The 23,006-nt window shown below is 73.2% G+C and carries 23 protein-coding genes; 10 read left to right on the top strand and 13 right to left on the bottom strand.

Going from position 1 to position 23,006, the window contains the following annotated elements; genetic code table 11:
* Positions 1 to 18 precede the first annotated feature (18 nt).
* A complete protein-coding gene (locus ACZ466_RS05230) occupies positions 19 to 1,701 on the bottom strand; it encodes a Coagulation factor 5/8 type domain-containing protein (RefSeq protein ID WP_378288260.1) in 1,683 nt (560 codons plus the stop codon).
* Positions 1,702 to 1,825: 124 nt separating this feature from the next.
* On the opposite strand from ACZ466_RS05230, the gene ACZ466_RS05225 reads away from it, so the two are divergent.
* Positions 1,826 to 3,289 carry a glycoside hydrolase family 1 protein gene (locus ACZ466_RS05225; protein ID WP_378288261.1) on the top strand — a complete coding sequence of 488 codons (1,464 nt, stop codon included), beginning with the start codon at positions 1,826 to 1,828 and terminating at the stop codon, positions 3,287 to 3,289.
* Positions 3,290 to 3,302: 13 nt separating this feature from the next.
* On the opposite strand, the gene ACZ466_RS05220 is transcribed toward ACZ466_RS05225, so the two are convergent.
* The 4 genes from ACZ466_RS05220 to ACZ466_RS05205 form a co-directional block, all read right to left on the bottom strand.
* On the bottom strand, positions 3,303 to 3,971 hold the full coding sequence (locus ACZ466_RS05220; RefSeq protein ID WP_464042924.1) for a hypothetical protein: 669 nt from the start codon (positions 3,969 to 3,971) through the stop codon (positions 3,303 to 3,305).
* Between the two features lie 248 nt (positions 3,972 to 4,219).
* Entirely contained in the window at positions 4,220 to 5,407 is a 1,188-nt protein-coding gene (locus ACZ466_RS05215; protein WP_378288263.1) for a glycerophosphodiester phosphodiesterase, read from the bottom strand.
* A gap of 115 nt (positions 5,408 to 5,522) precedes the next feature.
* The gene (locus ACZ466_RS05210; RefSeq protein ID WP_378288264.1) at positions 5,523 to 6,728 is read right to left on the bottom strand and encodes a CaiB/BaiF CoA transferase family protein; all 1,206 of its coding nucleotides are present in this window, start codon (positions 6,726 to 6,728) and stop codon (positions 5,523 to 5,525) included.
* Between the two features lie 13 nt (positions 6,729 to 6,741).
* A complete protein-coding gene (locus ACZ466_RS05205) occupies positions 6,742 to 7,404 on the bottom strand; it encodes a GntR family transcriptional regulator (RefSeq protein WP_378288265.1) in 663 nt (220 codons plus the stop codon).
* Between the two features lie 21 nt (positions 7,405 to 7,425).
* Between ACZ466_RS05205 and ACZ466_RS05200 the strand changes: the two genes are divergently transcribed.
* Positions 7,426 to 8,358: a hydroxymethylglutaryl-CoA lyase gene (locus ACZ466_RS05200; RefSeq protein ID WP_378288266.1), complete on the top strand. Its 933-nt coding sequence runs from the start codon at positions 7,426 to 7,428 to the stop codon at positions 8,356 to 8,358.
* Here the strand turns inward: ACZ466_RS05200 and ACZ466_RS05195 are convergent, their stop codons facing one another.
* From ACZ466_RS05195 to ACZ466_RS05185, 3 genes are read right to left on the bottom strand one after another with little or no spacing between them, the layout of a single operon-like run.
* Entirely contained in the window at positions 8,359 to 9,735 is a 1,377-nt protein-coding gene (locus tag ACZ466_RS05195; protein ID WP_378288267.1) for a phosphotransferase family protein, read from the bottom strand.
* Complete coding sequence (locus tag ACZ466_RS05190; protein WP_378288268.1) at positions 9,732 to 10,148, bottom strand: nuclear transport factor 2 family protein; 417 nt, start codon at positions 10,146 to 10,148, stop codon at positions 9,732 to 9,734. Before ACZ466_RS05190 ends, ACZ466_RS05195 begins: the two co-directional genes overlap by 4 nt.
* A gap of 27 nt (positions 10,149 to 10,175) precedes the next feature.
* Positions 10,176 to 10,883, bottom strand: a complete 708-nt coding sequence (locus ACZ466_RS05185) for a TetR/AcrR family transcriptional regulator (protein ID WP_378288269.1) — start codon at positions 10,881 to 10,883, stop codon at positions 10,176 to 10,178.
* 149 nt (positions 10,884 to 11,032) lie between these two features.
* Here ACZ466_RS05185 and ACZ466_RS05180 point away from each other — a divergent pair, with 149 nt between their 5' ends.
* The 4 genes from ACZ466_RS05180 to ACZ466_RS05165 are packed head-to-tail and all read left to right on the top strand — an operon-like array spanning position 11,033 to position 15,026.
* The gene (locus ACZ466_RS05180) at positions 11,033 to 12,586 is read left to right on the top strand and encodes a class I adenylate-forming enzyme family protein (protein WP_378288270.1); all 1,554 of its coding nucleotides are present in this window, start codon (positions 11,033 to 11,035) and stop codon (positions 12,584 to 12,586) included.
* Entirely contained in the window at positions 12,583 to 13,191 is a 609-nt protein-coding gene (locus ACZ466_RS05175) for a VOC family protein (RefSeq protein ID WP_378288271.1), read from the top strand. Before ACZ466_RS05180 ends, ACZ466_RS05175 begins: the two co-directional genes overlap by 4 nt.
* Before the next feature lie 12 nt (positions 13,192 to 13,203).
* Positions 13,204 to 13,845: a carboxymuconolactone decarboxylase family protein gene (locus tag ACZ466_RS05170; protein ID WP_378288272.1), complete on the top strand. Its 642-nt coding sequence runs from the start codon at positions 13,204 to 13,206 to the stop codon at positions 13,843 to 13,845.
* Positions 13,845 to 15,026: an acyl-CoA dehydrogenase family protein gene (locus tag ACZ466_RS05165; RefSeq protein WP_378288273.1), complete on the top strand. Its 1,182-nt coding sequence runs from the start codon at positions 13,845 to 13,847 to the stop codon at positions 15,024 to 15,026. Before ACZ466_RS05170 ends, ACZ466_RS05165 begins: the two co-directional genes overlap by 1 nt.
* Before the next feature lie 62 nt (positions 15,027 to 15,088).
* On the opposite strand, the gene ACZ466_RS05160 is transcribed toward ACZ466_RS05165, so the two are convergent.
* Positions 15,089 to 16,018, bottom strand: coding sequence for an SMP-30/gluconolactonase/LRE family protein (locus ACZ466_RS05160; protein WP_378288274.1), 930 nt, complete (start codon positions 16,016 to 16,018; stop codon positions 15,089 to 15,091).
* A gap of 286 nt (positions 16,019 to 16,304) precedes the next feature.
* Between ACZ466_RS05160 and ACZ466_RS05155 the strand changes: the two genes are divergently transcribed.
* A complete protein-coding gene (locus tag ACZ466_RS05155) occupies positions 16,305 to 17,279 on the top strand; it encodes an aldo/keto reductase (protein WP_378288275.1) in 975 nt (324 codons plus the stop codon).
* Positions 17,280 to 17,314: 35 nt separating this feature from the next.
* Positions 17,315 to 17,947, top strand: a complete 633-nt coding sequence (locus tag ACZ466_RS05150; RefSeq protein ID WP_378288276.1) for a SecDF P1 head subdomain-containing protein — start codon at positions 17,315 to 17,317, stop codon at positions 17,945 to 17,947.
* Positions 17,948 to 17,951: 4 nt separating this feature from the next.
* Here the strand turns inward: ACZ466_RS05150 and ACZ466_RS05145 are convergent, their stop codons facing one another.
* Positions 17,952 to 18,503: a PCRF domain-containing protein gene (locus ACZ466_RS05145; RefSeq protein ID WP_378288277.1), complete on the bottom strand. Its 552-nt coding sequence runs from the start codon at positions 18,501 to 18,503 to the stop codon at positions 17,952 to 17,954.
* Here ACZ466_RS05145 and ACZ466_RS05140 point away from each other — a divergent pair.
* Complete coding sequence (locus tag ACZ466_RS05140; RefSeq protein ID WP_378288278.1) at positions 18,492 to 18,857, top strand: hypothetical protein; 366 nt, start codon at positions 18,492 to 18,494, stop codon at positions 18,855 to 18,857. The two genes, ACZ466_RS05145 and ACZ466_RS05140, sit on opposite strands and share 12 nt — an antisense overlap.
* Positions 18,858 to 18,884: 27 nt before the next feature.
* Here the strand turns inward: ACZ466_RS05140 and ACZ466_RS05135 are convergent, their stop codons facing one another.
* Both ACZ466_RS05135 and ACZ466_RS05130 read right to left on the bottom strand, forming a co-directional pair.
* Positions 18,885 to 20,099 carry a cysteine desulfurase-like protein gene (locus ACZ466_RS05135; RefSeq protein WP_378288279.1) on the bottom strand — a complete coding sequence of 405 codons (1,215 nt, stop codon included), beginning with the start codon at positions 20,097 to 20,099 and terminating at the stop codon, positions 18,885 to 18,887.
* Between the two features lie 19 nt (positions 20,100 to 20,118).
* A complete protein-coding gene (locus ACZ466_RS05130; protein ID WP_378288280.1) occupies positions 20,119 to 20,781 on the bottom strand; it encodes a malonyl-ACP O-methyltransferase BioC in 663 nt (220 codons plus the stop codon).
* 585 nt (positions 20,782 to 21,366) lie between these two features.
* Between ACZ466_RS05130 and ACZ466_RS05125 the strand changes: the two genes are divergently transcribed.
* Positions 21,367 to 22,167 carry an FkbM family methyltransferase gene (locus ACZ466_RS05125; RefSeq protein WP_378288281.1) on the top strand — a complete coding sequence of 267 codons (801 nt, stop codon included), beginning with the start codon at positions 21,367 to 21,369 and terminating at the stop codon, positions 22,165 to 22,167.
* A 502-nt stretch (positions 22,168 to 22,669) separates the two neighbouring features.
* Here the strand turns inward: ACZ466_RS05125 and ACZ466_RS05120 are convergent.
* On the bottom strand, positions 22,670 to 22,930 hold the full coding sequence (locus tag ACZ466_RS05120; protein ID WP_378288282.1) for a hypothetical protein: 261 nt from the start codon (positions 22,928 to 22,930) through the stop codon (positions 22,670 to 22,672).
* Positions 22,931 to 23,006: the final 76 nt, after the last annotated feature.

Below are 23,006 nucleotides of genomic sequence, written 5' to 3'. Positions count from 1 at the left end.
GCGGCGGGCCGCCCGCGGTCAGCCGGTCCCGGTCTCGGCGCGCCGCCACATCTGGAGGTAGACCTCCGCGCCGCGCGCCAGGTCCTCGGTGATCTCGGGTCCGGCGAGGGTGCGCATGTCGGCGATCCAGTCCGGGACGAGGCCGTAGTTGGCGACGCCCTCGGTGTTGACGTCCCAGGTGCGCAGGCCGGTGCGCTGCCGGTCGAGCGTCACCCCGGGGTCGACCGGCGAGGTGAACGGGTACTGCAGCCGGTTCCCGTCGTTGCCCGCGCGCGGCGGCGGCAGCGCGCCCATGCCGTTGGCGTCCAGGCCGTAGCCGTACCCGAAGGCGCGGCCCGGGGCGCGGTGCTCCTTGTTGGCCCGCCATTCCCGGACGAACTGGTCCGCCGCGTGCCCGTACCCCGTGATCATCCCGCCCAGCCGGTAGAGGCGGCGCGCGTAGTTCCCGTCCATCCAGCTGTGCGACGACACCACGCCCGAGTAGTCGTGCTCCTCCAGGATCGCGAGGGTCCGGTCGGCGGCCTTGACGCTCATGTGGTCGATCTCGACGATCATGTTGCGGTCGATCAGGCCCTTCAGCGCGTACTCGCCGAGCTCGCTGAGGCCGTGCACGTTGCAGTGCGGCGGGCTGGGATACAGCGGCAGGGTGAGCCCGGCCTGGCCGAGCCCGCTCAGCGGCCCCCGGAGCAGGTCGCCCAGCGCGCCGGACGGCTGGATCGCGTTGTCGTGCTCGGTCCCGGTGCACGGTTCCACCTGCCAGAACCGCCCGGTGCCCAGGAAATTGCCCAGGTTCACGATGACGCCGGTGGTGCCGGAGTCGAACCGCACGCCGCACAGCGCGTTGTCGAACTTGTGGCACAGGAACATCGAGCTGACGCCGAGGTCCTTCATCTCGTCCAGGCCCCGGTCGATCTGCTCGCGCGTGCATCCCGGCCGGCCGCCGGCCTGCCGGCAGCCGAACGGCTCGGACGCCTCGACGCCGAGGACCACGGCCAGCTTCCCGTCCTCGATCACCTTCCGGGCCTCGGCGGCGCCGCGGACGATCCGGAACCAGCCCTTGCCCGGGCCGCCGTTCAGCCGGTCGATGTAGTCCTGCATCTCGGTCATCCGCCGGGCCTCGAGCCGGACGATGTCCATCTCGTCGCAGGTGTTGCTCTTGATCGGGTAGATCTCGCAGATCTGCCGGTTGGCGACCAGGTGGTTGACCAGGACGCGCTGGCCGGCCCGCCAGGATCGCTCCAGCCACGTGTGGTACGCCTGCTGGTGGGTGCGCGAGTCCCAGGCGGGCCAGTCCTTGAACGTCGGCCAGCCGACCGGGTCGTGGGTGCCCAGCGGGGTGCCGTGCCTGGTGAAGTTCTCGAACCAGGCCAGGGCGCCGTTGCCGGCGTGGTCGAAGCAGTCGCGCAGCGCCGCCTGGACGCCGGCGGGGTCGAAGGGCTTGCCGCAGAACAGCCTGCCGCCGAACGCCTCGTACGCCATCAGGTGGGTGTGCGCGTCGACGTACCCGCGCACCTCCCCGTCGGGGGTCGTCCCCTTGAAGGGGGCGCCGGTCGCGCCGGTGCCCGGTTCGGGCACCCGTCCGGCGGTCGCGGCGGCGGTCGCGGGTTGCAGGGGGGCGGCGAGGACGGCGAGCAGGAGGGCGACGAGGGTCAGGGCGAGCGGTGCCAGAGCGGAACGCGACAGGGGGCGGATGTCGGACATGCGCACCTCGACGTGGGGGAGCGTCCCGTGGAGGATCGTTCCACGGCCGTTGGTGCAGGGATATCACCGATCCGGAAGAAAGTGAATAAGGCTCATGTTAACGGTCGGGCCCCAGTGGCCTAATATGAATGTCTCTCACGTTGTCTCGGGGCGGAGCAGGCAGGAGCGGACCGTGCAGGAGCCGACCATCGACGCGCTTCCCCGCTTTCCCGGCGGCTTCCTCTGGGGAACGGCCACCTCGGCGTACCAGATCGAGGGCGCGGTCGCGGAGGACGGCCGCGGCACCAGCGTCTGGGACGCCTTCTGCGCCGCACCCGGCCGGATCAAGAACGGCGACACCGGCGCGATCGCCTGCGACCACTACCACCGCTGGCCCGAAGACCTCGCGCTGATGGCCGGGCTGGGCGTGAACGCCTACCGCTTCTCGGTCGCCTGGCCCCGGATCCAGCCCGAGGGTCGCGGCGCCGCCAACGCCACGGGCCTGGACTTCTACGACCGCCTCGTCGACGCCCTCGCGGAACGCGGCATCGCGCCCGCCCTGACCCTCTACCACTGGGACCTGCCGCAGGCGCTGCAGGACGACGGCGGCTGGATGAACCGCGACACCGCCCACCGCTTCGCCGAGTACGCGGCCCTGGTCGCCGACCGGCTGGGCGACCGCGTGCCGACCTGGATCACCCTGAACGAGCCGTTCGTCCACATGACCGAGGGCTACGGGCTCGGCACCCACGCACCGGGCGAGGCGCTCCTGCTGGACGCCCTGCCCGCGGCCCACCACCTGCTGCTCGGCCACGGGCTCGCCGTGCCCGCGCTGCGCGAACGGACCTCCGGCCAGATCGCGATCACCAACAACTACAGCCCCGTCTGGGCCGCCACCGGCTCGTCCGCCGACCGCGCCGCCGCCACCGCCTTCGACGCCCTGCAGAACCGGCTGTTCACCGATCCGGTGCTGCTGGGCCGCCTGCCCGACCTGACCGCCTTCGGGATCGGCGACCCGCCGTTCGTCCGGGACGGCGATCTCCGGACCGTCTCCGCCCCGATCGACCGGCTCGGCGTCAACTACTACAGCCCGACCATGGTCGCCGCCCCGCACACGGCGCCCGCGCCGTCCGGGCCGTCCGGGGCCTCGGTCCTCGGCGAGGTCGGGGACCGGCTCGACGGCGCGGGCCTGCCCTTCCAGGACACCCCGATCGAGGGCTACCCGTCCACCGCGTTCGGCTGGCCGGTCGTGCCGGACGGCCTGCGCGAGATGCTGGTCGCGCTCCGCGACCGGTACGGCGACGCCCTCCCGCCGATCCTGGTCACCGAGAACGGGTGCTCGGCGCGGGACGAGCCCGGCCGCCCCGACCTGGAGCGGATCGAGTACCTGGACGGCCATCTGCGCGCGCTGCACCGGGCCGTCGAGGCCGGGGTGGACGTGCGCGGCTACTTCGTGTGGTCGCTGCTGGACAACTTCGAGTGGGCCGAGGGGTACGACCAGCGGTTCGGGCTTGTCCACGTCGACTTCACCACGTGGGAGCGCACGCCCAAGGCGTCCTACCACTGGTTCCGGAGGCAGCTCGAAGCGCAGCGCCGTCCCGCCCGGTGAAAGGGGCGGGCGGTCAGCGGAGGCGCACCACGACGCGTCCGGTGTGCGCGTCGCGGCCGAGCAGGACGAACCTGGCGAGCACGGCGAGGGCCAGCAGGCACGCCCCCATCTCCAGGGCCTCCTCGACGCTGGTCCCGACGGCGTAGACGACGTCGGCACCCTGGCGGCGCGCCCATCCGTTGAAGCTCTCGACCACCAGCGCGCCCGTCAGGTAGGCGGCCAGGGCGCCGAGCAGGCCGCGACGCAGGTCGGGCGGCAGGCGCCGGGCCCACAGCACCGCGCAGAGCGTTCCGGTCAGCGCGAGGGCCGCGCCCGGCAGGACCCAGGCGTAGGTGGGGAGGGCGAGGCCGAGCTCGCGGGCCCACGCGCGGCCGGGCCCGGCGAGCCGTTCGTGCACCTGCACCGTCTCGTCGATGCTGAGCCAGGCGGCGGCCGCCGCCAGCGCCAGCCAGGAGCGGCGGCCGGGACGGGCGTCCCGGCCGGACAGCACCGCCGCCACGAGCGCCGTCCCCGCCACCGAGAGCAGCAGCGTGCTGTTCCACCAGGTGGCCAGGTTCGCCTCGGCGCCGACGTTGAACGCCCATCTCAGCGCCGGCACCGGCTCGACGTAGTGGTGGAAGCCGCGGATGGCGAGATCGGCGGCGACGAGCGCGGCGGTGATCCCGGCCGCGATCGGCAGCACGGCGCGTCCCGGCCGGCGGGGCGTGTCCGCCGGCCGGGACCCGTGCCTGACGGGAGGTGCGCCAAGGGCGTCCTGAGGGGTCATGGCGCGGAAAGCTAGCGGCGCATGATGAGGAGAACGCCCCCGCGTTCGTCGCGGGCCCTCGCCCTTCGCCCGTGCCCGTCCGCTGTTTCCCAGGTCAGCGAGCGGGCGCGGGCGAACGCAGATGAAGAAGCCCTCATCGGCCTCTCATCATGCCGGTCGCCTGGCTAGGCGAATCGCGAGCAGGCCAAGGTGAAACGGACGGAGGCGATGTCGCCGGCGTAACCGGACCCTGCCCGCGAGGCTTCGTGCAGCGCGCCGCACGCGCGGCCGGCGTCGCGGGCCCTCACGTACTTGCGCGCCTGGTTCAGGTTCTTCTCCACCTGCTTGAGCGCGCGGTCGTGCCGGTCCTTGCGGTCGGCCTTGACGTGCGCCCGCAGCTCCGCGATCTGCGGGGCCGCGGTCGTGAACCGCTTGGCGTCGATGTCGTCCAGCAGTTGCTTGAGGACCGCCGGGACATCGGAGAGCAGCCCGGTCGCGCCCAGGCCGAGCAGCTCGTCCATCGCCTCGTAGCCCGCGTCGTTGGTCGTCGACCAGACGGGCGTGCCCCGCGACACGACGTCCTCCACCGCGCACGAGGCGGAGCCGGGATGCGACCGCTCGCCGCGCTGGTAGGCGGCGACCCGGGCCGCGTAGTCGGCCTTGCACTCGGTGGTGTCCCGGGACGCGGTGATCCACTCCGGCCACAGCCGGATGTAGTCCACGCCGGCGTCGATGAACGCGCCGGCGTCCGCGGCGGTGGCGATGAAGCCCAGGGTGGTCAGGCCCGGGTCGAGCCGCTTGAACTCGCCGAGCGCCTGGACCGTGCGCGGACCCACGATGACCTGCGAGGCCATGCCGTGCTCCTGGGTGATCCGGACGATCTCCGGGACCCGCGAGGCGTCCTTGATGTCGAGCAGCAGGCGCACGCCGCTGCCCTTGACCGCCTCCAACGTCTCGGTGTAGGTCGGGACGCGCTCCCCGGCGAACTCCTCGCCCGCGTGGCCGCCCGCGTCCAGCGCCTTGACCTGGGCCAGCGTGAGGTCGCCGATCCGGCCGGTGCCGTCGGTGGTCCGGTCGACGGTGTCGTCGTGCAGGATGACGATCTGGCCGTCCTTGGTGAGGCGCAGGTCGATCTCGATGGCGTCCACGCCCATGGCGATCGAGTTGCGGAACGCGGCGAGCGTGTTCTCCGGGAACCCGGGCGACAGCCCGCGGTGGTTGACGAGGGTGAGTTCGGCGTCGGGATAGGGGAAGGGCGCGGTCCGCTCGGGAGCGGCGTGCGCGGGCCCGGCCAGGGCGAGCGGTACGGCGACGGCGGCGGTCAGCACCGCGAGCGCGGCCTTCCGCGTCCACGAGGTGGTTCGGTGTGTCACATCCGGAAAATAGGGATGTTTCATGATCTACCACGCACTACGGAATGAACGTGAGATCTCGGATGCCGGAACCGTTGCTCGCGGCCGACCTGACCCGGGGCCCGCGCCCGCCGGATCAGATGGTGCCCGCGGCGGCCAGGGCGGCGACCTCCTCGTCCGCCAGGCCCAGGAGGCCGCCGTACACGTCGGCGTTGTGCTGGCCGAGGGCAGGGCCCAGGGAGCGGACCTCGCCCGGAGTGGACGACAGCTTCGGGAACACGTTGTGCATCGGGAAGTCGCCGAAGTCGGGGTGGGCCATCCGGATGATGGCCTCGCGGGCCCGGTAGTGGGGGTCGGCGAGCATGTCCTTGGCACGGTAGGTGAGCCCGGCCGGGATGCCGTTCTCGTGCAGGAGCTCCAGCAGCGCGGCCGAGTCCTGCCCGGCCGTCCACGCGCCGATGAGGTCGTCGAGCTCCTCGGCGTGGGCGCCGCGGGCGCCGTGCGTGGCGAACCGCTCGTCGTCGGCCAGCTCCGGACGGTCCATCAGCGCCGCCAGCCGCCGCCAGATCGTGTCGCGGTTGGCGGCGATGAGGACCGGCCCGTCCTTGGTGGGGTAGACGTTGCTGGGCGCGACGTTGGGCAGCACCGAGCCGGTGCGCTCGCGCTGGTAGCCGGCGATCTCCCACTCGGGGATCAGCGACTCCATCATCGCCAGGACGGCCTCGTACAGCGCCGAGTCGACGACCTGGCCGCGCCCGGTGCGGTGCCGCGCGTGCACGGCGACCAGGGTGCCGAGCGCCGCGAAGGTGCCCGCCAGCTCGTCGCCGAGCGAGATCCCGGCGCGGGACGGCGGCATGCCCGGATCGCCGGTCACGTACCGGATCCCGCCCATCGCCTCGCCGATCGAGCCGAACCCGGCGCGGGGCGCGTACGGGCCGTCCTGCCCGTACCCGGTGACCCGGGTGATGATCAGCCCGGGGTTCTCGGCGTGCAGGTCGGCGGGCGCCAGGCCCCAGCGCTCCAGCGTGCCGGGGCGGAAGTTCTCCACCAGGACGTCGGCGCGCGCGATGACGCGGCGGGCCAGCGCCTGCCCCTCGGGCGTGCGCAGGTCGCAGGTGACCGACTTCTTGTTGCGGGCGAGGATCGGCCACCACAGCGACTTGCCGTGCGGCTTCTCCCGCCCCCACTCGCGCATCGGGTCGCCGGCGCCCGGCGGCTCGATCTTGATGATCTCGGCGCCGAAGTCGCCGAGGAGCTGGCCGCAGAACGGGCCGGCCAGCAGCTGGCCCATCTCCACGACCCGCAGGTCGCCCAAGGCTCGGGGGGAGGTGTCTTCGCTCATCGTTCCCTGTCGTTCATCGTTCCCGGTCGCTGGTGTCCTCGGCGGCGGTCGCGCCGCGGAGATGGGCCGCGGCGGCGCGCACGTGGGCGCGCATCACCGACTCGGCCCAGTCCGGGTCGCCCGCGGTGATGGCCGCGACCAGTTCCCGGTGGTGGTTCATGCTCCGGGCCATGGCGTCCGCGTCGTACCGGCGGAAGGTGCCGAGGATCAGCGGGGCGTGCATGACCGAGGTGAGCATCCCCGGCAGCCGGCGGTTGCCGGAGGCGTCGATGACCGCGGCGTGGAAGCGGGAGTTCAGCTGGGCGACCCTGCCGAGGTCGCCGTCCGCCGCGGCCCGCTCCATCGCCGCGCACTGGCCGCGAAGAGCGTCCAGGACGGCCTCGTCCTGGCCGAGCCGGGCCGCGCGCGCCGCCGCGTACGGCTCCAGCAGCGAGCGCAGCTCGAAGATCTCGGCCAGGTCGTTCCGCGTCCACCGCACGACCCGGGCGCCGCGGTGCGGCAGCACCTCGACCAGCCCGTCGGCGCCGAGGCGCTGCAGCGCCTCCCGCACGGGGGTGCGGGAGAGGCCCAGCGTCTCGGCGAGTTCGGCCTCGCCGAGCCTGCTGCCCGCCTCGGCCTCCCCGGACAGGATCATCTGGCGCACCGCCTCGTAGGCGGTGTCAGTGGCGCGGGCCATCGATACTCCTTGACGTATTGCATGCAATATAGTCGAAAGAACAGGGAAACTGCGAGCTTGGGAGACAGATTGCATACAACAGTGCTGGAGGTCGGTCCTCGGGACGGCCTCCAGAACGAAGCGCGCACGCTGTCCCCGGAGGACAGGATCGCGTTCATCACCCGCTGCGTGGAAGCCGGGGCGCGCCGGATCGAGGCCGTCTCGTTCGTCAACCCCAAGCGCGTGCCGCAGATGGCGGGCGCCGAAGAGGTCATGGCCGGCGTGCCGCGCCGCGACGGCGTGTCCTACAGCGGCCTGGTGCTCAACCGGAGGGGTCTCGACCGCGCCCTCGCCGCCGGGGTGGACGAGGTGAACGTGGTCGTGGTCGCCTCCGACACGTTCAGCGTCCGCAACCAGGGCTGCACGACCGCCGAGATGCTGGACGCCTGGGACGCGATCGCCGCGGCCGCCGCGGACGCGGGCGTGCCCGCCGGGGTGACGATCGCCGCCGCCTTCGGCTGCCCCTTCGAGGGGGAGACGCCGCCCGCCCGGGTCGCGGAGATCGCCCGCCGCGCGCACGCGGCCGGGGCCTCGGAGATCGCGCTCGCCGACACGATCGGCGTGGGCGTCCCCGCGCAGGTCCGCGACCTGACGCGGCGCACGCGCGAGGCCGCCCCCGGCACCCCGCTCCGCTTCCACTTCCACAACACCCGCAACACCGGCTACGCCAACGCCCTCACCGCCGTGGACGAGGGCGTCACCGTCCTGGACGCCGCCGCCGGCGGGTTCGGCGGCTGCCCCTTCGCGCCCGCCGCCACCGGCAACATCGCCACCGAGGACCTTCTGTACGCGCTGCACCGCAGCGGTATCGACACCGGGTACGACATGGAGGCCGTCGCCGCCACGGGCATCTGGCTCGGCGAGCTGCTCGGCAAGCCCGCCCCCGCCCTCCTGGGCCGCGCCGGCCCCTTCTGATCAGGCGGGGAGCGACAGGTGGCGGGGGTTGGCGACCGTCAGCTTGTCCACGACGGACGCGCGGACCGCCGCCACGACCTCCTCCATCCGGCCGTCGAGCCGGCCGGTGCGGATGGCCAGGGCCAGGTCCGCGTCGTCCGCGCAGCCCAGGGCGCGCAGGCGCTCGCGGTGCGCGACCCAGTGCGCGTCGCCCAGCAGCAGCTCGCGCCGGGCGACGCGCAGCGCGGACGCCGCCACGCGGGCGTGGAAGCGCAGCCGCTCGTCGGGCTGCTCCGCGCCGTCCAGGAACGCGGCGGCCGCGTCGATGAGGGCGGCCGCGCCGGGACGGTCGTGCGGGACCGACGCCGCGCGCGCCCCGGCGGCGGCGCCGTCGCCGTCGAGCGGATCGGGGACGGTGACGGGGGAGGTCAGGCCCAGGGCCAGCAGCAGGTCGTGCTCCTGCTCGCAGACCTTCCGGCCCAGCACCGCGTACTCGACCGACGGGTCGGAGCCGTCCAGGAAGCGCTCGGCCTGGTGGCGGCACAGGACCGTCCAGCGCAGCGTGCCGAACACCTCCCACCAGCGCAGCGCCCCGGGCGCGGGCGGCGTGCCGCCCGCCGCGGCGTACCCCTCCAGCAGCGCCTCGCGCGGGCCGAAGCCGCCGACCGGATCGGGCGCGCCGAACCGCCACGCCTTCACGCACAGCCAGCCCAGGTCCTCGGCCGGGTCTCCGGCGTGCGCCAGCTCCCAGTCCAGGACGCCGCGGACGCCCGGCTCGCCGACCATCAGGTTGCCGTTGCGGAAGTCGCCGTGCACGACCGACCGGCGGGCGGACGGCTCCGGACGGTGCCGGTCCAGCCAGCGCAGCGCCAGTTCCACGGCGGGACGCGGCTCGGCGAAGCCGTCGTAGCGCGCGGCGATCTCCTCCAGCGGATCGCCGTCCGGCAGCCCCGGGACGGCGCCGGGCGGGATCGTGTGCAGCCGCGCGAGGATGGCGCCCAGTTCGCGGGCGAGGCGCGACCTGACCCCGGCGAAGCGCGCGTCGCGCAGCAGGCGGCGCGGGATCGTCTCGCCGTCCAGCCGCTCCATGATCAGGTAGGGCGGGCCGAGCAGGTCCGGGCCGTGGTCCACGAGCCGGGGGACGGGCACGCCCGCGGCCGCCGCGGCGGCGAGCAGCGCCGCCTCCCGGGCCATTGCCGCAGGGTCGGGGGACGCCGGCGGGTCGCGGCGCAGCACCAGGGCCCGGCCGCCGGCGTCGAACGCCCAGGTCTCGCGGCTCGCCCCGCCCGAAAGCCGGCGCAGCCCGGTCACCTCCGCCGCCAGCGCCGGGAGGGCGGCGAGCGCCGCGGCGATCCCCTCGGCCGTCCCGGCGGCGGGGGCCGCGTCCTGCACGGTCATGACCGGGCCGCGCGCTGCGCGTCGGCGAGGGCGTGCAGCGGGTCGGCCCCCCTGCTGTCGGCGTACTCCTCGATGCGCGCGATGCGGCCCCGGCCGTCCACGGTGACGAACAGGCAGGCGGCCACCTCGATCGGGGTGCGGCCGGCGTCCAGCAGGCGGCCGCGCAGTACGTGCCGCTGCACGTAGCCGTCCGGGAGCGGATCGCGGCGGAGCACCTCGTAGCGGAAGTCCTCCAGGTTGCGGGCGAGCCAGCGCAGCGTCCGCAGGTTGTCCTCCACCTCCTGCTCCGCCCCGCCGCCCTCGCCCGGCCCGTTGTGCCAGATCTTCGCGCCGGGCGCGTAGAGGGCGCGGAGCGTGTCCGCGTCGCCGCTCGTGATGGCGGTGATGAACTGGTCGGCGAGGTCCTGGTGCACGGGGTCTCCTCGTGGGGATGGGGCGGGTCAGTCGTCCGGCGGCAGGCCGAGGGCGCGGATGTTGAGGGTGTCCAGGGTGTCCAGGAGCCGCCGCGTGGCCGGCGGGTCCTCGCCCTGGACGAGCCAGAGGTACAGGGAGTGGTCGACCATCGCGGCGAGCGCGCGGGCCGTCGTCTCGGGGTCGAGGTCGGCGGCGACGAGCCCGGCGCGCTGCCACCGCTCGATCGCCTTGGCGGAGCGTCCGACGGAGAGGGCGCGGTGCTTGCGCCGCATCTCCTGGAACTCCTCGTTGAACGTCGCGACCTGCTCGATGATCGCCATCATCCTGGCGTTGCGCAGGTACGCCTCGTAGTAGGCGCGGTTGGCGCGGCGTATCCGCGCGGCGGGGGAGGGGGCGCCGGACGGCCCGTCGGCGGCGGGCCGGGAACCGGGGCCGGGCACGGCCGAGTGCCGCGTCATGTCCTCGAAGAGGCGGTCGGCGATCTCCAGGAAGACCGCCTCCTTGGACGGGAAGTAGGTGTAGAAGGACCCGTAGGCGACCTTGGCGTGCCGGGTGATGTGCGCGACCCGGGTGTCGAGGAAGCCGCGCTCCTCGAACACCTCCCGCGCGGCGGCGAGCAGCCGCTCCCGCGTCCGGGCGCCGCGCTCGGTGAGCGGCATCGGCTGCCCGCCCCCGTCCGCCGGCCGCGCCCCGTCCGCGGGCCGCGCCTGGTCCGGATCCGCGCCGCTGCCCATGTGGTGGTCCTCCCTCTCCCGTTCCCGCCGCTCCGGCGGGGTTGACAACCCGATGGTGGCAGGAACAGGATCCGAGCATCGAGCAACTTGATATGACTGTCAAGTCAACTCCGAGGAGGCGCGATGGACGGCACCGGGCCGGAGGATCCATGCTGATCAACGACATCGTCGAGTACGCGGCCCGCAAGCACCCCGGGCGGACCGCGCTGAGGTTCGAGGACGAGGCGATCACCTTCGCCGGGCTGCGGGACCGGGTCCGGCGCGTCGCCAACGCGCTGCCGTCGATCGCCGCGCCCGGCGACCGGGTCGCGGTCCTGGCGGGGAACCGGCCCGAGTACGTCGACCTCTACTACGGCGTCCCGGCCGCGGGCATGGCGCTGACCCTGCTCAACCACCGGCTGCACCCGTCCGAGATCGCCGCGCTGGTCGACCACGCCCAGGCCACGGTGCTGATCGTGAGCGCCGAGCACCTCGCCGCGATGGGCGGGCTGCGCGAGGCGATGCCCACCGTGAAGCACCTCGTCGCCCTCGACGGCCCGGACGCCGCCGCCGACCTCGCCTACGCCGACCTGGTCGCGGCCGCGCCCGCCACCGAGCCGCCCCGCGCCGACGAGGACTCCGCCGCCTGGCTCGTCTACACCAGCGGCACCACCGGAACGCCCAAGGGGGTGCCGCTGTCCCACCGGAACCTGGTCACCGGGGTGACGAGCTCGGCGGCGCAGTGGGAGATCCCGGACGAGACCGTGTTCCTGTTCTGCTTCCCGCTGTGCCACGTGGGCGGCTACGCGGTGCTGGTCAACCACCTGCGGTCCGGGACGGTCGGGATCGTGCGGGCCTACGACAACGCGACGTTCCTGCGCCTGGTCGCCGAGTGGAAGGTCACCCAGACCGGCCTGGCCCCGACGATGATCGCGTTCCTGCTCGACCATCCCGGGATCGAGGACCACGACCTGGGCACCCTGCAGGCCATCGGGTACGGCGCGTCCGCCATCCCCGCCGAGGTGCTGCGGCGCGGCATGCGGGTGCTCGGCTGCGACTTCTACCAGGGGTTCGGGATGACCGAGCTCGGCGGCAACATCCTGTACTTCGGGATCGCCGAGCACCGGCGCGCCGCCGCGGGCGAGGAGCACCTGCTCGCCGCCGCCGGCCGCGTCATGGACCTCGCCGACATCAGGATCGTGGACGCCGCGTTCCAGGACGTCGCGCCCGGCGAGCCCGGCGAGATGCTGGTCCGCTGCGACCAGGTGACGCGGGGCTACTGGCGCGAGCCCGAGCTGACCGCCGCCGCCTTCCACGACGGCTGGTTCCGCACCGGCGACGTCGTCCGGCGGGACGCGGAGGGCATGGTCTACATCGTCGACCGGATCAAGGACATGATCATCACCGGTGGCGAGAACGTCGCGTCCCGCGAGGTGGAGCAGGTGCTCTACGCCCACCCCGCGGTCGCGGACGCGGCCGTCTACGGCGCCCCGGACCCGCGCTGGGGCGAGGCGGTCCACGCCGCCGTCGTGCTGCGCCCCGGCGCGGCCGAGCCCGGCGAGGCCGCCGCCGGCGACATCATCGCGTTCGCGCGCGAACGCCTGGGCGGCTACAAGGTGCCGCGCCGGGTCGAGTTCGTCGCCGAACTGCCCCGCAACGTCGCGGGCAAGGTCCTCAAGCGGGACCTGCGCGCGCGCCACACCGCTCCCGAGGAGGTCCCATGACCGCGCAGAACACCGAGTTCGAGCTGGGCGGCATCAACCATCTCGCGCTGGTGTCGTCCGACATGCGGCGCACGATCGACTTCTACTCCGGCGTGCTCGGCATGCCGCTGGTCAAGACGCTGGACCTGCCCGGCGGGATGGGCCAGCACTTCTTCTTCGACTGCGGCGGCGGCGACTGCGTGGCGTTCTTCTGGTTCCCGGACGCGCCCGACGGCGTGCCGGGGATCTCCGCCCCGGCGACCCGTCCCGAGCAGGGCGAGCTGCTCAGCGCCGTCGGCTCGATGAACCACGTCGCCTTCCACGTGCCGCCCGCCAGGTTCGAGGAGTACCGGCGGCGGCTGAGGGACAAGGGCGTCGAGGTCAGCCCGATCCTCAACCACGACGACAGCCCGTCCGGGGTGTCGCGCGAGGTGCACGACGGGGTGTTCGTCCGGTCCTTCTACTTCCAGGACCCCGATGGGATCCTGCTGGAGTTCGCGTGCTGGACGCGGTCGTTCACCGGAGCCGACGTCGCCCACGAACCGAGGACCTCCGCCGACCGCACCGTCCCGCCCGCCCCCGCCCCCGCCCCCGCCGACGGCGCTCCCGCCGCCGCGCGCCGCTAGAGAAGGAGCACGATGCCCCGCCTGCGTGAGGTCCCCCGCGCCGAGGTCACCGACGAGCGGATCCTCTTTTTCTACGACCGCCTGTTCGCCCCCGACCGCGACCCCGCCGTCGACCACGGCACGGCCACCGGCACGCCCGGCGACTGGTGGACGGTGTTCGCCCAGTCCCCGGACGTCTTCCGGCACGCCGTCCGCGGCTTCGCCCTCTACCGCAACGCCTCCCTCGACCCCGTCCTGCGCGAGCTCGGCCAGTGCCGGGCCGGCTGGGCGCGCGGCAGCCAGTTCGTCTTCTCCCAGCACTGCAAGCAGATGCGGGCGCTCGGCATGCCGGAGGAGAAGATCAGCGCGATCCCGCACTGGCAGACCGCCGACTGCTACTCGCGGCTGGAGCGCGCCGTCCTGGCCTACACCGACGCGCTCGTCCTGGACGGCGGGCGGGTGTCCGACGAGATCTTCGACATCCTGCGCGAGCACCTGCCCGACAGCGAGATCCTCCAGCTCACCTACATCACCTGCATGTACGAGATGCACGCCACCATGGCCAGGGCGCTGCGGCTGGAGTTCGACGACCGTCCCGAGGCGGTCGTCGAGGTCGCCGCGCCCGAGGGCTACGGCGACCGCGACATCTCCGCCGACCTGACCGGGGAGGGCTGATGCTGTTCCCCGTGCCCGACCGGATCCGCAAGGTGCGGGACGAGGTGCACGCGTTCATGACCGAGCGCGTCGAACCCGCCGAGCCCGTGCTCAACGCGGGGGGAGAGGAGTCCCGCGACGCGCTGCTCCGGCTCCGCGGCGAGGCCAAGGAGGCCGGGCTGTGGGCCCTCGGCCATCCCGCCGGGCTCGGCGGGGGCGGGCTGCCGTTCCTGGACTACGTGTACGTCAACGAGGTCCAGGGCCGCAGCGAGTGGGGCCAGCTCGCGCTCGGCACGTTCACGCTCCAGGACTCGCTGATGCTGCACCAGTACGCGAGCCCCCGCTGGCGCGAGCGCTACCTGGCCCCGATGGTCCAGGGCGAGGTGTCGCCGTCGTTCGCGATGACCGAGCCGGACGTGGCCGGGTCCGACCCGACCGGGCTGCGCACCACCGCGGAGCTGGACGGCGACCACTGGGTCATCCGCGGCCGCAAGTGGTTCACCACCGGGGCGGCGCAGGCCGCGTACACGACGGTGATGTGCCGCACCGAGCCGGACGCGGCGTCCCCGCACCGCGCGTTCAGCATGATCATCGTGCCGACGGACACGCCCGGGTACCGGATCGTCCGCGAGACGCCGGTGCTCGGCCTGCACGGAGGCCACTACGAGGTCGCCTACGAGGACGTGCGGGTCCCGGCCGACAACCTGCTCGGCCCGCGCGGGCACGGCTTCGTCATCGCCCAGGAGCGGCTCGGCCCCGGGCGGATCTTCCACTGCATGCGCTGGCTCGGGCAGGCGCAGCGCGCGTTCGAGCTGATGTGCGCGCGGCTGGACTCCCGCGTCGCGTTCGGCGGGCCGCTGTCGGCCAAGCAGCTCATGCAGCAGCACGTGTTCGACTCCTACACCCAGATCCAGGCGGCCCGGCTGCTCACCCTCCAGGCCGCCGAGCAGATCGACGCGGGCGACCTGAGCCTGGGGCAGGGGGCCAGAATCGAGATCGGCGCGATCAAGGTCGTGGGGGCGCGGATGCTGCACGACGTGATCGACCGCGCCGTCCAGGTGCACGGGGCGGCGGGGCTCACCGACGACACCCCGCTGTCGCGCATGTACCGGCACGCCCGCGAGGCCCGCCTGTACGACGGGCCCGACGAGGTCCACATCCAGAGCACCGCGCGCCGCATCCTGCGGAAGATGGCGTCATAGCCGCGACGCCGCGTCCGGAACCGCGCCGGCCCGGGGCATCCCCGCGGGCCGGCGCGGCCCGGTCAGCCCGCGTGGTTGAGCCGGAGGCCGGGGCGCGGCCAGTCGACCTTCAACAGCTGCCCGGTGCTGGACGCGGTGACGTACGCGGTGCGCAGGTCCTTCCCGCCCCAGCAGATGTTGGTGATCCCCGGGTCGTCGTCCACGTCGATGTCCACGAACTCCACCAGCTTCCCGGACGGGCTCACCACGGAGATCCCCGCATGCACCATCGACGCCACGCACACGTTGCCGTGGCCGTCCACGCCCAGCGAGTCGAAGTTGGTGTAGTCGGGGGCGGTGTAGAGGAAGTTGCCGCCGCCCGAGCCGCCGAGCGACCGGCCGCCCCTGATCCGGCCGGGCGCCGTGACCTCCCACCACCAGACCCGCGCGGTGTAGGTCTCGCTGACGTACAGCCGCCCGCCGTCGGGGGAGAGGCCGATGCCGTTGGGCCCCTCCATCCCGCCGGCCAGCATCGTGATCGAGGAGCCGTCCGCCTTGGCGTAGAACAGCCGCCCCTTGTCGCCGGTCACGCCGTCGCTCTTGCCGTAGTCGGTGAAGTAGAGGCCGCCGTGGGCGTCGAACACCAGGTCGTTGGGGCCGCGCAGCGGCGCCCCGCCGGCCTCGGTGTAGAGGGTCTCGACCGAGCCGTCCGCCAGGTCCACGGCCTGGATGCTGCCGGTGGTGTAGTCGTCGGGGATGCCGCCGGCGAAGACGAACCCGCCCACCTCGAAGCGCCGCAGGCCGCCGCTGTTGGCGATGTAGACCCGCCCGTCCGGGCCCAGCGCGGCGCCGTTGGGGCCGCCGCCGACCTCGGCGGCCACGGACGTGGCGCCGTCCGGCCGGACCCGGGTCAGCGTGCCGCGGTGGATCTCCACCACCAGCACGTCGCCGTCCGGCAGCGCCACCGGGCCCTCGGGGAACAGCAGCCCGTCCGCCAGCTTGGTGATCTTCATTTTCCGTCCCTTCCGCCCCGGTCCGGCCGCCGCGGCCGCGGTTCCGGCCCCGCCCATGACGGCGAGGCCCGCGGTCGCCGCTCCGAGCCCGGAGAGCACTGTTCGGCGCGTGAGCCGTCGCATGCCAACCCCGTTCGCAGAAAGCGTCCTGGATCATCTGTCCGCCTAGATTGCACGCAATCTGGCGGAAAAGCTAGCCTTTGACCAGGAAAATTCGCCAGATTGTATGCAATCGGTTCCAGGGTCCTGCGAGTCGCTAAGATCCGCCCGGACCATGAGGAGGACGATGCGTTACCGACTGCTCGGACGGACCGGACTGCGGGTGTCCGAGGTGTTCCTCGGCGCGCTCGCGTTCGGAGAGGCGGCGGGCGGGGCCTCGCTGAAGGAGGCCCGCCGCATCCTGGACGTCTACGCCGACGCGGGCGGCAACGTCCTCGACACGGCGAACAACTACGGCGGCGGGCACAGCGAGCGGGACCTCGGCGAGCTCCTGCAGGGGCGGCGCGACCGGTTCGTCCTCGGCACCAAGTACACCTGGACCCGCGACACCACCGACCCCAACGCGGCGGGCAACCACCGCAAGAACCTGGTCCGGTCGCTGGAGGAGAGCCTGCGCAGGCTCCGCACCGACTACGTGGACCTGTACTGGGCGCACATCTGGGACCCGTACACGCCGGTCGAGGAGACCGTCCGCGCCCTCGACGACGCGGTCCGCGCGGGCAAGGTGCTGCACGTCGGCTTCTCCGACACCCCGGCGTGGACCGTCGCCCGCGCCGTCACCCTGGCCGAGTGGCACGGCCACGAGCGGCCCGCGGCCATCCAGGTGCCCTACAACGTCCTGCAACGCGACGTCGAGCGCGAGCTGCTGCCGATGGCCGAGAACCTCGGTCTCACGGTCGCGGCCTGGAGCCCCCTCGCCAAGGGCACGCTCGCCGGCCGCCACGACCCCGCCACCCTGGAGGGGCCCGCCCGCCGCGCCGCGGAGGAGGTCTCAGCCATCGCGGCCGAGGTGGGCGCGACCCCGGCGCAGGTCGCGCTGGCGTGGACGCGGGCGCGCTCGCGGGCCGTCCACCCGCTGGTGGGGGTGAGCAAGGCCGCCCAGATGGAGGACGTCCTCGGCGCCCTCGACCTCGTCCTCCCCGGCGAGGCGGTGGCACGGCTCGACGCCGCCGGCGACTTCGAGCTCGGCTTCCCCGGCAACTTCATCACCCAGGCGGCGCCGCTCTACGGCGAGACCTACCACCGCATCGACCCCGCCTGACCGGAATCGGCGGCAGTGCCCATACTGGGCCTGTGATGAGCGATCCCCCGCCCCCCGGGGCCTATCCGCCGCCCCCCTCTGACACTCCGCCGCCCGGGTTCTCCCCGCCGCCTCCCGGGCCGTCCCGCAAGATCTGGCTCATCCCCGTCCTGGTGGTCGCGCTGGCGATCGTCGTCGCGGCGGTATCGCTGACGGCCGCCCTGGTGCTCTCCGGCGACGAGGACGACGAGCTTCCGAGCGGGCCCGCGGTGCTGCGCCGGCCGGTGCAGTTCCTCGCCGTCCGGGCGGCGCAGCCCGGCCCCTGCGCGGCGGAGTGGCTGCCGATCGCGTCCGAGAACGAATGCCTGCAGGTCGGGAGCGGCATGACGATCGGCCGGGTCGACGACATCCGCGTCCAGCCGCCCGACCCCGCGCGCGGCAGCACCGGGTTCACGGTGGCCATCTCCCTGACCGCGCAGGACGCCCGGTCGTTCGCCCAGCTGACCACGACGGCCTCCCAGGCGCAGGCGCCCGCCGACCGGATCGCCATCGTCGTCGAGGGGCAGGTGCTGTCCGCTCCGCAGGTCGCCTCGCCCATCACCGGCGGGAAGGTCGAGATCAGCGGTCCGGCCGACCTGTTCACCAGGGATCACACCGAGGGCCTGGTACGCCGGATCACCGGCCGCTGAGCCGTCACCAGACCCCGAGAGGCCGATCATGGTGCTTGACCGGCGGCGGCGCGTCCTGCCCGTCCGCCGCCGTGCGCTGGAGATGCAGCAGCTGCGAGCGCAGCAGGGTCCATGCCCCCATGCGGTTGCGCTGTGTCGTCTCCTGCCCCGTGCAGGTGGCCAGGATTCCGGTGGGCACGTGCCGGAGCCCCACCGTACGGACCGGGCTCAAGGGCGGGCCGCCGTGGTCCCCGAGCGCCTTCGCCCACTCCTGCACGTCCTCCTCCTGGATGCGGATGCCGTCATAGGACGCGGCCACCGGCAGCACATCGACGTGCACCTCCACCATCGGCGTGACGCGCCGGAAGTGGTCCCACTCCAGGCGGTGCAGTCCGCGCTCACCGGCCAGGCCGCCGTAGGCGCCCGCACCGCCGATCCGCATCGCTCCCGAGGACATCGAGAACATGCGCCAGGACTGGTGGTAGACCTGCACCGGCCGCCCGTCCCGCTCGGCCCGCTTGACGAACCAGCGCCACAGTTGCTCGTCCAGCCCCCACGTGTCGGGGTGCTGTTCCACCTTGAAGAGCACGATGGCCTCGCGGTCGTCCAGCTCAGGGCCCGGCGTACGGCCGCGCAGGTCGTCGAGGACGGCGGCCAGCTCGCGCAGCCCGGCCAGGCATTCCGCCGCCAGGGCGTCGTCGTCAGCGGCCAGTCCCAGCAGCCCGCCCAGCGTGTCCAGCTCGGAATCGGCCTCGTCGAGACCGTGCAGGAAGGTTTCAATGGTCCGCAGCCGCCTGCCGGCGACCTCGGCGTCGCTTCAATGCGCGGGATCGGCCAGGATCTCGGTGAGCCTCCGGGCCTCGGCCCGCAGGGAGTCCGTGTCCGCCTGCGCGGTGAGTGCCTCCAGCGCGCGGCGGCATTCGTCCAGTAGCTGCGCGTTTCCGCTCATGGCGCCAGTTTAAGGGCGCGGCCGCCGGAGGAAGTCTGACAACCCTTGCAGCAGGCGGTCCACGTCCTCGGCGTTGTTGTAGGGGGCCAGGCCCACACGCAGCCCTCCCTCATCACCCAGGCCGAGGCGCCGGGACGCCTCCAGCGCGTAGAAGGACCCCGACGGCGCGTCCACCCCGCGTTCGGCGAGGAAACGATAGGCGTCGGTGGTGCTGCGGCCCTCGATGGTCAGCAGCAGGGTCGGGGTGCGCTCGGGCGCCCGCGAATGCACGGTGATGTCCGGGAAGTCCGCCAGCCCCTTCTCGATCCGGAGCCGCAGCACGTCCTCGTGCCCTTCCAGGGCCGTGAATGCCGAGAGAAGCCGTTCCCGGCGCGACCCCTGCCGCCGCGGGCCCAGCCCGGCCAGGAAGTCGACCGCGGCGCGTGTCCCCGCCAGCAGCTCGTAGGGCAGGGTGCCGAGCTCGAACCGCTCGGGGACGGCGTCGGTCGACGGCAGCAGCTTGTCCGGCCGCAGGGTCTCCAACAGCGCGGGACGGCTCGCCAGCACGCCCATGTGGGGCCCGAGGAACTTGTACGGGGAGCAGGCGAAGAAGTCCGCCCCCAGCGCCTCGATGTCGACGGAGGCGTGCGCGGTGTGGTGGACCCCGTCGACATAGAGCAGGGCCCCGGCCTCGTGCACCGCGCGGGCGATCTCAGCCACCGCGGGACGCGTCCCGATCAGGTTGGACGCGGCCGTGACCGCCACCAGGCGCGTGCGCTCGGAGAGCACCGCGCGGACCGCGTCCGTGGACAGCACGCCCGTCGACGGGTCGAAGTCGGCCCAGCGCACGGTGGCACCGGCCCTGTCCGCCGCCTGGATCCAGGGACGGATGTTGGAGTCGTGGTCCAGGCGCGTGACGACGACCTCGTCGCCCGGCGCCCACGTCCGGGCGAGGACGCGGGAGAAGTCGTAGGCCAGCTGCGTCGAGCTGCGGCCGAAGACGATCCCGGACGGGTCCGCGCCGAGCAGGTCCGCCATCGCGCCGCGGGTCTCGGCGACGATCGTCTCCGCGTTGCGCTCCCCGGCCGTGCCGTGCCCCCGGTTGGACAGCGGACCCGCCAGCGCCCCGGCGATGGCGTCGATGACGGGACGCGGCGTCTGCGTGCCGCCCGGCCCGTCGAAATGGGCGGACCCCGCCTCCAGCGCGGGAAACCGCGCGCGGACGGCGGTGACGTCGTAGGTCATACGCGAACTCCTTGCCGGATCACAGGACGAACGTGAGCATACGGTCGGCGCCGCGCTGGAACTCGAACGGCACCCGCACGCAAGCGCTGGTCACGCCGAGGGCGGCCTCGACGTCGGCCCGCAGCCGGTCGAGGAAGTCCACGGGCGCCCCGTCGCCCTGGTGCACCAGCGGGAAGAGCCTGACCTCCCCGCGGCTCACCCTGCACATCTCCAGGATCGCCGCGCGGTGCCACGCGTAGTCGAAGCGGTCGGCCCAGGTGAACAGCAGGTGCGAGGACAGCACGAGGTCCACGCCGGCGTCCGCGAGCGGCAGCCGGGGCAGGCTCCCGGCGAGGTAGCGCCCCGGGTGCCGCCGCAGGTCGACCAGGAACTCGGCACCGGCCGCCCGGCGCAGCTCGCGGTGGCGGCCGGGGGAGCCGTACCAGTCCCACAGGTAGCGGTCGCCGCCCGCGATGCCGATCGCCCGGCTCCGGTCCAGGTCGCGGGACAGCCGCCGGGCCAGCGCGTCGGCCCCGGCCGCGTAGGCAGGGTCCAGCGCCAGCGCGCGGCCGCCGCCGGCGCCGGCCCCCGCGACGAAGCTGGACGCGCCGCCGCCGCAGTCGAGAGTGACGCCCGCCAGGTCGTCGTCGGTGAGGTCGAACATCGCGCGGTACTCGGCATGGGATCGGGACGTGAGGAGCATGGGCGGCCTCCGGTTTCGCTGATCGAAGCGTGCGGATCAGGTGGCGGGGTCGCTTTGAACGCCTTCGCGAACGCGTACTCCGAGCCGTAGCCGGAACGTTAGGCCACGGTGTGCAGGGCGGCGTCCGACTCGCGCAGGAGACGGGCCGCGGCTTCCGGGGGCGGTCCCTACCCGCCGGCCAGCGTGAGGCGGCGCAGGACGGTGAAGCCGTCGCCGATGGTCTCGGTGAACAGCACCTCCCGTACGAGGAACTCCGAGTCCTGGAGCGCCACGTCCGGACGAGCACGCACAGATGCCGTCGCACGGCCGCAGCGTACCCCTGTTGAAACAATGTGTGCGCGGACGCGTTTATCGGCCGATCGGTTTACCCATGTCCGGTGGAATAGGCTGTGATCCTTTTGTGGCCGGGCCAATGTTGCCCGGCACTGACTCCGTGGCTTACTGTCCGGATTGCTCGATGCGACGTATGAGCGCGAAGGCCCCATTCCTTCTTTGTCTCCGACGTCGGCGGCGGCTGTTGGTTTCGGGTCGGTGTCGGAGGCGATCGCCTGTGCGCGGTGCACGTGATGTTTGCGAGAAGCCGTGATGGTGCTGCCGGAAGGGGCGCCCACGGCCGGTGCGGAGGACGAGGCCGCACGGAGCGGGCGGTTCGCGCGCGCGGTGGCGCGCCGCGTTCCCCCGCGGCTGACCGCCGCCGTCATCTGGACGATCTACCCGCGCGTCGAGCCCGAACTGGCGCGCGTCCGCGACTTCGTGCCCGCGGGCGGCACGGCCGTCGACGTCGGCGGATGGTTCGGCCCCTGGACGCGCCGCCTCTCCGGACTGGCCGACCGGGTGGTGACGCTGGAGGCCGCGCCCGCGCTGGCGGCCCTCCTGAAGCGCGCGTTCCCCCGATGCGAGATCGTGCACGCCGCCGCGTCCGACGAGTGCGGGCACATCGATCTGTCCATCCCGCCCGCGGGGGAGTTCGCGGGCGTCGCCTCGGTCGGGCGGCGCGGCGGCGACACCGTCCAGGTCCCCAAGGTCACCATCGACAGCTTGGGGCTGGAGGACGTCCGCTTCATCAAGCTGGACATCGAAGGGCACGAACTCCACGCGCTGCACGGGGCCGCCGGGACGATCCGGCGGGACAGGCCGGTCCTGCTGATCGAACTGGAAGAGCGCCACGCGCCGGTCCGGCCGGTCGTCGACCTGCTCGAGGGCTGGGGCTACACGGGGCACGTGCTGCTGGACGGCCGATGGGCGTCGCTCGTCCTCCGGGACCTGGTGGCCGCCCAGGAGGCGACCGCCCACCAGCTCGACCGCGGCCTGCTCGCCAAGGCGCTGAAGCCCGGCCGCCGCTACGTGAACCTCGTCCTCTTCACCCCGGCGACCGAACGGGCTTGACCGTATTCGGCCGGGGCACGGCGGGAATTGTCCATGGACTCCCGCGGAAGCGGAAAAACAAATGGCCGTGCGGACCACGACTATCCGCGACGGTAATCGCGCATTCTTCAGCCGGCCCGCTCCGGAACCGGAGTCGGGTCAGGGGATCTTCGGGGTGGCGCGTTCGATGAGGGGCGCGAGGTCGAGGCCGGCCGGGAGGGTGCCGAAGGCGTGGCCCCGGTCGGCGGTCAGGCGGGAGGCGCAGCGCCCGCCGGGTCGTCGAACGCCTCGCCCTCACCCATCTGCGAGGACGCGGCCAGGGCTGCCGCGTACGCAACCGCTCAGATACGCCGTCACATCGCCACCCATCCCTATGCCGCACGTGACGTGAGCTTCCCCCCGTAGCCCGGGCAGCTTGGCGAGGCCCGCGGGCGCGTGTGTCGCTTGCCGGCGCAGCCTGCCTGACGTGGCGTTTGATACTTGTGGGCGCAACGGGGTGGAGCCGAGAGCCAGATGGGTCGGGTCAGAGGTATTGGCCGGTCGTGGCGCTGTCCTTGCCGCACACACGGACCGAGACGACGTTGGCCAGGTTGATGACCACGGCGTTGGTATCGGGGTCGCGCTTGTAGCGAGCCTGGTGCAGGGTCAGGCATCGTTGGTGGTCCAGGGCGCGGGTGACGGCCTCGAGCGCTTGCTCGGGATCGTCGAAGTCGGTGGTGGCGACGGTGATGTCTTCGCCTCCGACCGGGTGGAAGCGGATGATCAGTTCATCGTTGTCTGGCATGACGAAGCCTCTTTCCGTGTCATCGCGGCCATACCCGGTCGCAGAGGGCGATCACCTCCGCTGATGGGCCCTGCTC

The sequence above is a fragment of the Actinomadura rugatobispora genome, from assembly GCF_055379765.1.
The sequence above is the reverse complement of the archived record's forward strand: the minus strand, read 5'-3'. Positions and strand labels throughout refer to the sequence as shown.